The following is a 12,556-nucleotide window of genomic DNA, read 5'->3' as shown; positions in this document are numbered from 1 at the left end:
GCTGGATCGCGACGGCCACTACGGTGTCTTCTTCGCGAGCTGGCAGGTCGCATCGATCGACTTGACCAATCGCCAACCTGTCAGTGATGTGTCCGAACAGGTGTCAGCTATGTCTCCGGGCTAAACACTCGTCCCGGCCATCCACGCCTTGCCGAGCGAAACATAGAACGTGGATGCCCGGGACAAGCCCGGGCATAACGATCCTTTGCAGGCGTCAAAACAAAAACCGCGAAAACAACCCCATGCACAGTAGCCGGGGTTAGCGAAATCAAATGCTTGCCAGTTACGCCGCGCGATTGCGGTTTTCACGAAGTCAATTTGACACGTCGGGCAAAACAGGAGCATGATGTCATCGTGGCGGCCGGCGCGTCCGCGCAGCTCTCCCAAGACACCGCTAAACCATGACTCGTCATCCCCGCGCAACGGTGAAGCCGTTGTCGCTGGAAGTGCGTAGCGTGCGATGCGAACGCGTCGCATGCGGAGCCTCGAAGGATGAACGGCCAAGGTGCTAGCCGGGCCGTCGCCCTTCGAGGGCCGCTGAAGAAGCGGCCGCCTCCGCGACAACGGCTTTGCCGTTGCGCGGGGGTGACGGTGATAGAGCGGCGCTCGCTGCACCGATCTCGTCATTGCGAGCGAAGCGAAGCGAAGCAATCCAGAGTCTTTGCTGGGTGGCAGTCTGGATTGCTTCGCTGCGCTCGCAATGACGATGTGGAGGCAGCGGAGCAATCCAAGGCCACGGGGGTGGACGGCCCTCCTAAAGCTGCCCGCCCTCTGTCGTTGCCATCACCGCCTGCCCCGCAATCTCCTCACTCCGCCAGCACCTCACCGCGTGTCCATCCGGCCGCGTCTCCAGCGCCGGCCCCGGCTCGCCCCGACACACCGCCTCGGCATAGCGGCAGCGCGGGCTGAAGGCGCAGCCGTTCGGCGGGTTGAGCGGGTTGGGCAGATCGCCGCCTGTCGTCGCCAGAGGTGCATGGCGCAAGGGATCGGGGATGGCGGCGATCAGGGCTTGCGTATAGGGGTGCGCCGGCCGTTCGAAGATTTCGCGCCAGCCGCCGTTCTCGACGATGCGGCCGAGATACATCACGGCGACCCGGTCGCTCATGTGCTCGACGACGCCGAGGTCGTGGCTGATCATGATGTAGGAGAGACCGAGCGTGTCCTTCAGTTCCAGCAGCAGGTTGATGATCTGGGCGCGGATCGAGACGTCGAGCGCCGACACCGGCTCGTCGCAGATGACGATCTTGGGGTTGAGGATCAGCGCGCGCGCAATGCCGATGCGCTGGCGCTGGCCGCCCGAGAATTCATGCGGGTAACGATCGGCCTGCTCCGGCCGCAGTCCAACGTGCCGCAGCATCGTCGCAACGCGATCCCTGATCTCGCTGGCGGCGGTCACGCCATGGACACGCAGGGGATCTTCGAGCGTGCGGCGAACGGTCTGGCGCGGATTGAGCGAGGCGTAGGGATCCTGAAAGACCATTTGCACGGTGCGGGCCAGAGTCTTTCGATCGCCGGATTGCCGGCTTGTCACGACCTGCCCGTCCACCACGATGCGGCCGCGCGTCGGCGTCAGGAGACCGAGGATCGAAAGCGCGACCGTCGACTTGCCCGAGCCGGACTCGCCGACGAGGCCGAGGCATTCGCCTTTCTTCAGTATGAGATCGACGCCGTCGACGGCACGGAGAAGCCGCCGCTCGCGGCCCAGCAAGCCGCCGCCCAGCGGAAAATGCACCGCGAGATCCTCGACGCTGAGGATGACATCGTCGTCCGGCCTCCCCCGCGGCTCATGCATGATGGTGACACCTCACCAGACCGCCCGCCTCCAGCAAATCCGTCTCGGGGACGACTGTCCGACAAATATCGGTCGCATGCGCGCAACGCGGATTGAACCGGCAGCCATCCGGGAAACTCGTGATCGCGGGAACGACGCCCGCGATCTCCTTGAGCCTGGTGCGGCCAAGCGCGGCGCGGCTGCCCAGCCGCGGCAGCGAGGCGACCAGGCCTTGCGTATAGGGGTGCGAGGGCGTCCGGAAGATGTCGGCCGAGCCGCGCTCCTCGACGATGCGGCCGGCATACATGACGGCGACGCGGCGGCAGACATTGGCGACCAGGCCGAGATCGTGGCTGATCATCAGGATGGCCGTGCCTCGCTCGGCGCACAGATTCCGCATCAGCTCGATGATCTCGGCCTGCACCGTCACGTCGAGCGCGGTGGTCGGCTCGTCGGCGATCAGGAGGTCCGGGCCGCATGCGAGCGCGATGGCGATCATGACGCGCTGGCGCATGCCGCCCGAAAGCTGGTGCGGGTAGTCGTTGACGCGTCGCTCGGGCGCGGGGACGCGGACACTCGCCAGCGCCTCGACCGCCAATTGGTTGGCCTCCCGCCAGCTCTTGCCCTTGTGCAGCACGAACATCTCGGCGATCTGCCGGCCCACGGGCGAGACCGGGTTCAGTGCCGTCATCGGCTCCTGGAAGATCATGGCGATGCGGTTGCCGCGCAGGTCCCGCTGTTTGGCCGCCGAAAGGTGTTGGATCTCCCGTCCCTCAAACCGGATGACACCGCCGCCGATCGACAATGGCGGCCGCAGGAGGCCGATCAAAGCGAGCGCCGTGATGCTCTTGCCGCAGCCGGATTCGCCGACCAGGCCGAACGTCTCGCCACGTGAGATGCGGAACGAAATGCCCTCGGCCGCCGCAACGCGCCTTGATCCGTCGTCGAGATCGATGCGCAGATCCTCGACTTCGATCAGCGGCGCCCCCGTCATGCTCGCCGGCTCCGCGACTGGGGATCGAGAATGTCGCGCAGGCCGTCGCCCAGCAGATTGAGCCCGAGCACCGTCAGGAAGATGGCAAGGCCGGGAAAAACCGAGAGCCACGGCGCCGTGGTGATCTGCTCGCGGGCTTCCGACAACATGCTGCCCCAGCTTGGAAATGGTGGGCGGACGCCGAGGCCAAGGAACGACAGTGCGGCTTCGGACAGGACCGCGCTGCCCATGCCCAGCGTCCCGATCACGACGATCGGTCCGAGCATGTTCGGCAGCAGCTGCGTCATCATGATGCGCAGATCGCCGTAGCCGAGCACGGTTGCGGCCTGCACATAGCCCTGGCTCCTCAGCGACAGGGCCGAGGCCCGTGCGATCCGGCACGTGAAGGACCAGTTGGTCAGGCCGAGCGCGATGAGCAGGCTCGTCAGGCCTGGCCCAAGCACCGCCATGATGGCAAGCGCGAAGATCAGGGAGGGGATCGCGAGCATGAGGTTGGTCAGGGCGTTGACGACATCGTCCCACCAGCCGCCCCAATAGCCGGCGCTCAGGCCCAGGGCGACGCCGATGATGCTGTTGATGAGCTGGGAGATGATGCCGACCGTCAGCGAGACGCGCGCGCCGTAGACGACGCGGGAATAGATGTCGCGGCCCTGGTCGTCGGTCCCGAACCACCAGGTCCAGCTCGGAGGCTCTTCCGCGTTCAACAGATTGGCGTCCATGACGGGATCGGTGTGCGCCAGCCAGGGCGCGAGCAGCCCGACCAGGATCGCAAGCGCGAACAGCGCCCCACCGATGATGAGATTGGCGCGGAGCTTCATGCGTATCTGATCCTGGGATCGATCACGCCGTAGAGCACGTCGATCAGCAAATTGATCGCGAGAAAGGCCAGCACCACGACAAGAATGGAGCCCTGGACGGCCGGAATGTCACGTTGCAAGACGCTGTCAACCAGCAGCGAGCCGATGCCCGGCCAGGAGAACAATTTCTCGACGACGACGGCTTGTCCCATCAACGCGCCGAATTGCAGCCCCATCGTCGTAAGGATCAGGACCAGCGCGTTGCGCATCACGTGCCACTTCACGACGCGGGTCTCGCTCATGCCCTTGGATCGCGCCGTGCGGACGAAATCAGCGGTCATGATCTCGAGCACTGCGGCGCGTGTCGTCCGGGCCAGCAGCGCCATCGGCGAGACGCCCAGCGTCACGGCCGGCAGCAGCAGATATTTCAGCCCCCCATCGCCATAGCCGAAACTCGGCAGCCAGCCGAGCTTCAACGCGAACAGATACATCAGCACCAGTCCGAGCCAGAATTTGGCGATCGAAAGGCCCGACACCGCGACGACCATTGCGAGGGTATCGACGATGCTGCCGGGTTGCAGCGCGGCGATGAAGCCAAGCGGCACGCCGATCACGATGGCAAACGCCATGGCTGCGAATATCAGTTGCAGCGTCGGCCAGGCCCGTTTGGCGATCATCGCAGTGACCGGCTCGCGCGTCCGGAACGACGTCCCGAAATCACCGGTCGCGAGCTTGGCGACATAGGAGCCGAAGCGCACATAGACGGGATCGTCGAGGCCGCGCTGCTTCTTCAGGCGCAGCTCGACCTGCGGATCGCTATCGTCGCTCATGGAGGAGACGATGCTGCCCGGAACGACGCTGAACAGCACGAAGACCAGCAGCACGACAGCGAGCACGGTCGGAATGGTCTGCAGCAGACGGCGGATCAGGAAGGAGAGCATCGGCACCTTTCCTCTCTCCCTCCACCGTTCATCGCGATGGAGGGAGCGCGAGCGCGCGTGTCACTTCGCGGGCGAGGTCTCGTCGACCCAGAGGTCCTCGACGTTCTGATGGGTCAGCTCCGTCGCATTCAGCTGAATTCCCTTGAGCCACGGCTGAACCGCCATGACCGCCTTGTTGTAGTTGAAGAACCAGACCGGCGCCTCCTCGTAGAGCAGAGCATTGGCCTTTTGCAGCAGCTGGACGCGCTTTGCGGGATCGTCGGCCTGCCCTGCCTCATCGACGAGCTTGTCGAAGTCGGCATTCTTGAAGTTCGTGTAGTTGCAGGCCGGCTGCGGCGTCGACGAGTGGAAACATTTGAGCGCGGCCTGGGGATCCGGGCCGCTCGCCTGGGAATAGATGAAGGCCTGGTAGTCGCCGCTGCGCACCACCTCCGCCAGCACCGCGGTCTCGACCTGCTTGACCTTGGCCTTGATACCGACCTTGTCCAGCATCGGGATGACGGCCGAGACGATCGGCAAGCCCCAGCTTTCATTCTGACTGGTGGTCCATTCGAATTCGAAGCCGGAGGGATAGCCGGCCTCGGTGAGCAACTGCTTGGCCTTGGCGGGATCGTAGGCGTAGGGCTTCATGGCCTTGTCGTAGGCCGGAGCGGTCAGCGGCAGCCAGCTGGTGGCGCGATAGGCCTTGCCCTTCACCAGCTTGCTGATGATCAGGTCGGTATCGATCGCATAGTTGATCGCCTGCCGGACGCGCTTGTCGGCAAACGGCTTGAATGCGGGATTCATCCCCATGTAACGCGTGAAGACCTCGGCGACTTCGACGATGGTGCCCTTGAGGTCGGCGTCGGCCTGATAGGCGACATATTGCGCGGGCCCGAGCACGGAGGTGTCGATCTCCTTGTTGCGGAAGGCGACATCGCGGGCCGCGGCCTCGCCCATGATCGAGACGATGATCTTGTCGGCATAGGGCTTGCCCGGCTTGTAGAACCGGTCCCACCGCTCCAGGACGATGCGCGATCCCGGCACATGCTCGACGAATTTGAACGGTCCGAGGCCGATCGGCTTCTGGATGAAGCTCTCCTTGGCGCCCTCGTCGGCGGGATAGATCGAGGTCAGCGCGGTGAAGAAGTAGAAGCCCGGATCGACTTTCTCGGTCAGCTTCATTTCGAGGGTGAAGTCGTCGATCTTCTTCAGGCCGGAGATCTCCTTGGCCTGGCCCTTCTCGACCGCGGCCGCGCCCTCGATCACGCGGACGAACCGCGCGCCGGGATAGGCCTTGGTGCCGTCCATGATGCGGTTGTAGGACCAGATGATGTCGTCGGCCGTCATCTTGCGGCCATTGTGGAAATAGGCGTCGTCGCGCAGCTTGAAGGTGTGAACGAGGCCTCCACCTGAGACGGTGACCTCCTTGGCAAGTTCCAGAACCGGCTTGCCTTCCGCGGAATTCCAGATGTAGAGCGACCGGTGCAGAGCCTTGGCGTAGATCTCGTCCTGGGCGCGCTGGGTGGTGTGAATGTCGAGGCTCGTGAAGCTCGAGCCATAAGGCGCGGTCATGCGGATGGTTCCGCCCTTCCGTGGTGTCTGGGCTTCCGCCGTGGCCGCGAGTGCCAGCCCCAAACCAGCGACGATCGCAAACATCCTGAACATCATGTGTCCCTCAACAACGCAGGTATTCCGATCAGAGATTTGATCATTCGTCGCCTGTCGAATGCAAGCTTCGTTTTAGTGGCAATCGATGCTGGTTCCTGAGGCAGCGACGGCCTCGTGGGTGAGGTTGCATGCTCCCGCGATGCAAGTCGCCGATTGACGCGGTGCGTCATAGAGCGGACGGACCAGTGAACATTTTTCGCAACCAACGCGACCAAGCTCAGGATCGTTATCTGAGCCCCGAGGATTGCGAAAAATGCATCGCCGAACGCTGGGTGTTTTGCTCGCCGGCAGTCTGGTCGCCGCGACGGCTGCGATGGCGATCCCCGTCACGTCGGACCCTGCCCGGGACAGTTCGACCGACACCATCCAGGCCGGCTGGTCCCACACCTCGCGGTCAAACGGGGATGTTGCCGATATCTGGTGGGCGGTCAGGGACCGTTGCTCCCCCGACTATCTCGGTGAGCGCCTGCTCTGCGATGCCCTCAGGATGCTGGCGCGCGCCGCAAGCCGGACCTTTGAGAGCAAAATGTCCGCAGACGTGGGCCTGCCACTCCCCGGCGGCTGGAGCCTGATGACCGCGAACAACTCGCCCTTCATCCGGTCGGCTCACGTCGAGACACCGCTCGATCTCAAGACCGTGCTCGGCTTCTATCGCGCCGCACTCGCCAACAGCGGCTGGACCGAGACCGACGGCGCGGTGGTCGAGGCGGATCGGGCCGTGATCGCCTTCACGACTTCAGATGGGCCGGCGTCGCTTCGCCTCACCCGTCAGGACGGCAAGACAATCGCCGACCTGTCGCTGCGCAAGCGCCGTGTCGCAACGGCAGAGTTCTTGCCAAAACCGGAGCAAGGGCGGCTGATGCTCGGCAACAAGACGGACGACGCGGCAGTCGTCACCGTCAACGAGCGGACCATCAAGCTGGCGGCGCACGCCGGAGAGAACCTGGCGAATTCGGACAACGCAGCCGGCGAACTGCCCGACAGCCAAAAGATCGATCTGCCCCCGGGCAAGTACAAGGTCACCCTGACGGTGGACGGCAGCATGGCACGCAGCCGGGAGTTCGAGGTCGCGGCCAACGAGACCTGGGGCCTGCTGGTCGAGACGAATGGCGTCTTGCTGCCGGTGCATCTCTATTAGCGTTCTGCGACCGTCTCTCCCGCGTCATTGCGAGCGCAGCTCTCTCCACCGTCATTGCGAGGAGCCCTTGCGACGAAGCAATCCAGACTGGTTCCGCGGAGACGGCCTGGATTGCTTCGCTACGCTCGCAATGACGGAGTGCAAAGGCGGGTTCCTCACCATGAGGCTCCGTCAGCCGGATAATTCCGGCTGCCAGTCCCTCAGCTTCCGCGCAGCGCCCGTGACGTCAGCGATCGTCCGAAACGCGACCGCCTCGACCATCATCCCGCGCGCGAGCCGCACGGCGCGGGCCTCACTCACGGCCCGCTTCTTCGGCTCCTCGATCAGCTCGAAATCGATGTTGTGCGCGAGACCGAAGATGCGGCGGATGGTTTTGGCGGCGGCGAAGCCGACCGTGTCTGTGAACAGGCGCTGCATGTAGGCCTGCCGCTCGGCCTCGAGACGCGCGGCCCCCTTCTCGCCGGCGAAGAGCGAGACCGGATAGGCATCGCCGCTGGCGCCAGCCCGCCACAGGTCGAGGAATTTGCCGGCGAACCCGGCCCAGACCTGCTCGACGGTCTCCAGCACCCAGCCCTCGAACGCATGGCGTTCCCCTGGCGAGCGCTCATGGCCGGCGGAGGCAAAATACGCCATCAGCAGATTGGCCAGCACGGCGCCGACGTCGAACCCCATCGGGCCGTAGAACGCGAATTCGGGATCGATCACGCGGGTCTGGCTCTCCGTGACCATGATCGAGCCGGTGTGGAGATCGCCATGGATCAGCGCCTCCGGGCTTGCCATGAACTTCAGCTTCAGCCGGGAGATCGCGACATGCAGCTCCATGTCATCGCGCAAGGCCGCTGCGAGCGCGTCGAGGTACGGCGCGGTCCAGCGGTTCTGCTCGGCGATGCGGTAGGGATCGGTGAAGATCAGATCCTCGGTGATCTTGCAGAGCGCATGGTTGCCGGCAAAGGCCGCGATGGCCTCCTTCTTCTCGGCGGCGGTAAGCGCGAGGTCCGAGGTGAAGAACAGCGTCCGCGCCATGAAGGTGGTGATGTCGTCCGCGAAGCGCGGATATGGCGTTGCCGCGACCAGCCCCTTGCGCATGATGATGTGGGGTTCGAGCAGCTCCATCACCGTCAGCGCCAGCGTCTCGTTGTGATGCAGCAGGGCCGGCACCAGGCCGGGCGCGAGCTGCGCCTGCCGGGACAGCGCGAGGTATTCATAGTGGGCGCGCGACAGCGGCAGCGGCCAGCTCTCGCCGACAAGACGGACGTAGGGCAACGCCTGCTTCACGGCGATGCCGCCCCGCGTGCCCTTGACGATGAAGACGAGGTTGAGATTGCCGTCGCCGACCTCGGTGATCGCCCAGGCGGCCGGCTCGCCGCCGAGCAGTGCCCTAAGCTCCGGCAGGCCCGCGAGATAATCCCGCAAGGCCGCCTCATGCAGAATCCGGTAATCCCCCTGCCCCATGACGATCCCTCCCACATGTATGGGCCGGATCGCTACTCCCGCTCCAGGAAGCTCGAGCCGATCTCGGCCTTTCTTTTGATCGGATCGTAATCGCAATAAACGCTGTCCGCCACCAGCGTGTAGCTGGCGTAGACGCTGTATTTGTCTGTTTTGACCGAGTTGAGCCCGATGACCGAGGTGCTCTTGCCCCGTTCCATTTGAACGGCGTCGAGCTCTTGGCCTGCTCGCAGGCCATCACCGCCTCGTTGAAGACATAACCCTCGACGAACGCCTTCAGGGTGCGCACCTGCACCGCCATCTTCCACTCGAAATAGCCGATGGCACCAAGGCCGGCGACGATCAGCACCAGAAGCGCGATGACTATCCTCTGAAAAGTCATTTATTCCCCCCGAAACAACGAAACAGACGCAAAATCCAAGCGAGCGATGAAACGAAGCGAGCGCACGCCTCGTCCTTCGAGACGACCGCTTCGCGGTCTCCTCAGGATGAGGCTAACGGACAGCGGTGCCCGTTGAAACTGCTGCCGCGCGCTCTGTCCTCATCCTGAGGAGCCCGCCAATTGCGGGCGTCTCGAAGGATGTGCCGCACGGAAACCGCCCCCAAATACGATAGCCCGCTCCGGTGAGAGATGAACTTAGAACGGCATTCCCATCATCTTCGACAGGCGCTCGATCGACAGATAGCCGGCGTGATAGGCGACCATGCCGAGGCCGTAGATGATCGCCGAGATGATCGTGGTCCAGATCAGCTTGCGTCCCATCCGCGTCAGGATCGGTGCGCCGGGATCGGTGCCGGGCGCACCGACGCCGTCCTCGTGCTGGCTGCGCACGCCGAACGGCAGCGTCAGGAACAGCGCGACCCACCAGATGACGAAGTAGATCGCAATCGCGGTTGAGATCTGGATGGCCATGGGGCGGCCTTACGCCTGCTCGATTTCGACCAGCGCGCCGGAAAAATCCTTCGGATGCAGGAACAGCACCGGCTTGCCGTGGGCGCCGATCTTCGGCACGCCGTCGCCTAGCACCCGCGCGCCCTCTTTCACCAGCGTGTCGCGCGAGGCGATGATGTCGACGACCTCGTAGCAGACGTGGTGGATGCCGCCGTCGGCATTGCGCTCGAGGAACTTTGCGATCGGCGAGGCTTCGCCGAGCGGCTCGATGAACTCGATCTTGGTGTTGGGCAGGGTCGCGAACACGGTTGTGACGCCATGCTCGGGCAGCGGAACGGCTTCCGAAATCTGCGCCCCGAACGCCGCGCCGTAGATCTTCGCGGCCTTGACGGCGTCCTTGGTCGCGATCGCGACGTGGTTGAGCCGGCCCAGCATGTTTCTCTCCCGTTATACTGTCAGCACATGTACCAGACAGGGGGGCTTTTTACCCCAATGTTCGTTGATTACGGCACGGACCGCGCGTCGCACCGATTCTGCCAGTGCGTCGGAATCACGGCGGCGCGCCTTCGGCAGGCCCTCGATCGTCGACATTACCGCGTCGAAGACGATGTCGTCGAAGGTCTCGCCCGCCCGGTTCTTCTCGGGGATGCCGACCAGATCGACCTCGGGATCGTCGGCAAGCTCGCCCTGCCCGGTCATCGCGATGGCGACGAAGGCGCAGCCGGAGAACGCCATGCGGCGCCGCTCCACCACGGCACGGGACTTGGAATCCTCGAGAATCGTGCCGTCCTTGTAGAGACGGCCCGAGGGCACCTCGCCGACGATGCCGGGATCGCCGGGACCGAGCTTGACGAGATCGCCGTTGCGGCAGACCAGCACGCGCGGCACGCCGGCGGCGCGCGCGAGCTTGGCGTGCTCGTGCAGATGCAACGCCTCGCCGTGAACGGGGATCAGGAGCTGCGGCTTCACCCAGGAGATCAGGTCACGCAATTCGTCGCGGCGCGGATGGCCGGAGACGTGAACCAGGTGGTCGCGGTCGGTGATGATCTCGACGCCCTGAAGGACGAGATTGTTGATGATCGAGCCGACCGCCTTCTCGTTTCCCGGGATGGTGCGCGAGGAGAAGATCACGCTGTCGCCGCGATTGAGCGTGATCTCGGGATGATCGTCATTGGCGATGCGCGCCAGCGCCGCCCGCGGCTCGCCCTGGCTGCCGGTGCACAGCGCCAGCACCTTGTCCTGCGGCAGGTGGCCATAGACCTCGGGCGAGCGGAAGTTCTGCACGCCATCGAGATAGCCGGTCTCGCGCGCGACCTGCACCACGCGCTCCATGGCCCGGCCGACCACGACGACCTCGCGGTCGGCGGCTTTCGCAGCCTCGGCGACAGCCTTGATGCGCGCCACGTTGGAGGCGAACGTCGTCACCGCGACGCGGCCCTTGGCTGATTTGACGAGGTCGATGATAGTCCTCGCGACCTCGGCTTCCGACGGCGAGCGGCCGTCGCGCACGGCGTTGGTGGAATCGCCGATCAGGGCGAGCACGCCCTCCTCGCCCAGTTCGCGCAGCCGCTTCTCGTCGGTCGGAGCGCCCAGGGTCGGGGTCGGGTCGATCTTCCAGTCGCCGGTGTGCAGCACCGTGCCGGCCTCGGTGTGGATCGCCAGCGCATGCGCTTCGGGAATGGAGTGCGCGACAGGAATGAACTCGACGTTGAACGGGCCGACATCGACGCGGCCGCCGGACGGGATCACCGTGACGGGAATGTTGGGCGCATTGCGCTCCGCGGCGCATTTGGCCTCGAACAGCGCCGCGCTGAATTTGGTCGCGTAGATCGGGCATTGCAGCTTCGGCCAGAGATCGATGATCGCGCCGAAATGATCCTCATGGGCGTGGGTCAGCACCAGGCCCATCAGGTTCTTGCGTTCCTTCTCCAGGAAAGAGATGTCCGGCATGATCAGGTCGATGCCCGGCAGATGCTCCTCGTCGCCGAAGGAGACGCCGAGATCGACCGCGAGCCAGGCGCGCTGGTGGCGGTTGCCGAGGCCGTAGATCGACAGGTTCATGCCGATCTCGCCGACGCCGCCGAGCGGCGCAAACACCAGTTCATCAGGCCGCGCCATCAGGCAGCTCCCACGGAGGCGGCGGAGCCGAAGAACACCTCGCCCGCGGCGACCGGCACGCGGCGGCCCTCCGCGGTGCGGACGATCAGGCAGCCGGTGTCGTCGATGGTGTCGAAAATGCCGTCCACCGTCATCGTTCCCGTGTGGATCGCGACCTTCTCGCCGAGCCCCGCGGCGCGTTCCAGCCAGAGCTTGCGGATCTCGGCAAAGCCGCGGCCATTGTCCCAGATGCCGCGGAACTCGACCCAGGCGTCGGAGAGCGCCGCAAACAGCTCCTCCGCGCTGATCTGGACGCCGAGGTCGGCCAGTGACACCGCCGGCGTCGGCGTGCCCTCGGGCGCAGCAATCACATTGGTACCCATGCCGGCGACCACCGCGAGGCGGTCCCCGATGGCCTCGGCCTCGAGCGCGATGCCGACCAGCTTCTTGCCGCCGGCGAGCACGTCGTTCGGCCATTTCAGGGCGTAGCGGGGGCGGCCCTCGCCGAGGCGCAGCGCGGCCTCCAGGCTGATCTTCTCCAACGCCGCCTCCTCCGCCAGGCCGGCGGCAAATCCGAGTGTGGCCGCGACGGCCGGGGCGATGTCCATGACTTCGAGGATGCTGGCGGCAAGATTGCCCTTTGGCGCGATCCAGGCGCGCTGGCGCCGGCCGCGGCCGGCGGTCTGCTCGGACGTCACGAACCACATCGGGCCGCGTTCGCCGGCGCGAGCGTACTCGATCGCATCGGTATTGGTCGAGCCGGTCCGTTCGAAGGCCGCGAGCTTATAGCCCGCGGACAATGCGCGAGGACCGAGCGCGAACCCCAT

Annotated in this window: 12 protein-coding genes and 1 pseudogene; 2 read left to right on the top strand and 11 right to left on the bottom strand. The window is 65.0% G+C overall.

Translation table 11 applies throughout. The features are described from left to right. A pseudogene (locus GPL20_RS16165) lies at positions 1-124 on the top strand (IS481-like element ISRm20 family transposase); the annotation flags it as partial. 630 nt (positions 125-754) lie between these two features. On the opposite strand, the gene GPL20_RS16160 reads toward GPL20_RS16165, so the two are convergent. The 5 genes from GPL20_RS16160 to GPL20_RS16140 are packed head-to-tail and all read right to left on the bottom strand — an operon-like array spanning position 755 to position 6,153. Then, positions 755-1,792, bottom strand: a complete 1,038-nt coding sequence (locus GPL20_RS16160; RefSeq protein ID WP_157330459.1) for an ABC transporter ATP-binding protein — start codon at positions 1,790-1,792, stop codon at positions 755-757. Then, positions 1,785-2,765 carry an ABC transporter ATP-binding protein gene (locus GPL20_RS16155; protein WP_157330457.1) on the bottom strand — a complete coding sequence of 327 codons (981 nt, stop codon included), beginning with the start codon at positions 2,763-2,765 and terminating at the stop codon, positions 1,785-1,787. Before GPL20_RS16155 ends, GPL20_RS16160 begins: the two co-directional genes overlap by 8 nt. Then, positions 2,762-3,583: an ABC transporter permease gene (locus GPL20_RS16150; RefSeq protein WP_157330455.1), complete on the bottom strand. Its 822-nt coding sequence runs from the start codon at positions 3,581-3,583 to the stop codon at positions 2,762-2,764. Before GPL20_RS16150 ends, GPL20_RS16155 begins: the two co-directional genes overlap by 4 nt. Continuing rightward, on the bottom strand, positions 3,580-4,503 hold the full coding sequence (locus GPL20_RS16145; RefSeq protein WP_157330486.1) for an ABC transporter permease: 924 nt from the start codon (positions 4,501-4,503) through the stop codon (positions 3,580-3,582). The genes GPL20_RS16150 and GPL20_RS16145 overlap by 4 nt, the downstream gene beginning before the upstream one ends. Positions 4,504-4,563: 60 nt before the next feature. Further along, positions 4,564-6,153, bottom strand: a complete 1,590-nt coding sequence (locus GPL20_RS16140) for an ABC transporter substrate-binding protein (RefSeq protein WP_157330453.1) — start codon at positions 6,151-6,153, stop codon at positions 4,564-4,566. Between the two features lie 313 nt (positions 6,154-6,466). On the opposite strand from GPL20_RS16140, the gene GPL20_RS16135 reads away from it, so the two are divergent. Then, positions 6,467-7,291 (top strand): hypothetical protein, encoded by an 825-nt coding sequence (locus GPL20_RS16135; RefSeq protein WP_246250566.1) that lies wholly within the window; start codon positions 6,467-6,469, stop codon positions 7,289-7,291. Between the two features lie 171 nt (positions 7,292-7,462). On the opposite strand, the gene mtnK is transcribed toward GPL20_RS16135, so the two are convergent. The 6 genes from mtnK to GPL20_RS16105 form a co-directional block, all read right to left on the bottom strand. Then, positions 7,463-8,743, bottom strand: a complete 1,281-nt coding sequence (mtnK, locus tag GPL20_RS16130; protein ID WP_157330450.1) for an S-methyl-5-thioribose kinase — start codon at positions 8,741-8,743, stop codon at positions 7,463-7,465. 32 nt (positions 8,744-8,775) lie between these two features. Further along, entirely contained in the window at positions 8,776-8,940 is a 165-nt protein-coding gene (locus GPL20_RS39570) for a hypothetical protein (RefSeq protein WP_246250557.1), read from the bottom strand. Positions 8,941-9,377: 437 nt separating this feature from the next. After that, a complete protein-coding gene (locus GPL20_RS16120; protein ID WP_157330448.1) occupies positions 9,378-9,653 on the bottom strand; it encodes a DUF1467 family protein in 276 nt (91 codons plus the stop codon). 9 nt (positions 9,654-9,662) lie between these two features. Beyond that, positions 9,663-10,067, bottom strand: a complete 405-nt coding sequence (gene mce / locus GPL20_RS16115) for a methylmalonyl-CoA epimerase (protein WP_157330446.1) — start codon at positions 10,065-10,067, stop codon at positions 9,663-9,665. A 12-nt stretch (positions 10,068-10,079) separates the two neighbouring features. Then, positions 10,080-11,750, bottom strand: a complete 1,671-nt coding sequence (locus tag GPL20_RS16110) for a ribonuclease J (RefSeq protein WP_157330444.1) — start codon at positions 11,748-11,750, stop codon at positions 10,080-10,082. Next, positions 11,750-12,556 (bottom strand): biotin--[acetyl-CoA-carboxylase] ligase, encoded by an 807-nt coding sequence (locus tag GPL20_RS16105; protein ID WP_157330442.1) that lies wholly within the window; start codon positions 12,554-12,556, stop codon positions 11,750-11,752. Before GPL20_RS16105 ends, GPL20_RS16110 begins: the two co-directional genes overlap by 1 nt.

This window comes from Bradyrhizobium cajani (assembly GCF_009759665.1).
GTDB lineage: Bacteria > Pseudomonadota > Alphaproteobacteria > Rhizobiales > Xanthobacteraceae > Bradyrhizobium > Bradyrhizobium cajani.
Note: the sequence above shows the minus strand (reverse complement) of the source record. Positions and strands in the feature narration are given on the sequence as shown.

Coding starts and splice junctions, on each gene's coding strand:
- GPL20_RS16110 (WP_157330444.1), bottom strand. CDS start 11,750: ATGGCGCGGCCTGATGAACTGGTGTTTGCGCCGCTCGGCGGCGTCGGC.
- mce (WP_157330446.1), bottom strand. CDS start 10,067: ATGCTGGGCCGGCTCAACCACGTCGCGATCGCGACCAAGGACGCCGTC.
- GPL20_RS16120 (WP_157330448.1), bottom strand. CDS start 9,653: ATGGCCATCCAGATCTCAACCGCGATTGCGATCTACTTCGTCATCTGG.
- GPL20_RS16160 (WP_157330459.1), bottom strand. CDS start 1,792: ATGCATGAGCCGCGGGGGAGGCCGGACGACGATGTCATCCTCAGCGTC.
- GPL20_RS16145 (WP_157330486.1), bottom strand. CDS start 4,503: ATGCTCTCCTTCCTGATCCGCCGTCTGCTGCAGACCATTCCGACCGTG.
- GPL20_RS16140 (WP_157330453.1), bottom strand. CDS start 6,153: ATGATGTTCAGGATGTTTGCGATCGTCGCTGGTTTGGGGCTGGCACTC.
- GPL20_RS16155 (WP_157330457.1), bottom strand. CDS start 2,765: ATGACGGGGGCGCCGCTGATCGAAGTCGAGGATCTGCGCATCGATCTC.
- GPL20_RS39570 (WP_246250557.1), bottom strand. CDS start 8,940: ATGGAACGGGGCAAGAGCACCTCGGTCATCGGGCTCAACTCGGTCAAA.
- GPL20_RS16135 (WP_246250566.1), top strand. CDS start 6,467: ATGGCGATCCCCGTCACGTCGGACCCTGCCCGGGACAGTTCGACCGAC.
- GPL20_RS16105 (WP_157330442.1), bottom strand. CDS start 12,556: ATGGGGTTCGCGCTCGGTCCTCGCGCATTGTCCGCGGGCTATAAGCTC.
- mtnK (WP_157330450.1), bottom strand. CDS start 8,743: ATGGGGCAGGGGGATTACCGGATTCTGCATGAGGCGGCCTTGCGGGAT.
- GPL20_RS16150 (WP_157330455.1), bottom strand. CDS start 3,583: ATGAAGCTCCGCGCCAATCTCATCATCGGTGGGGCGCTGTTCGCGCTT.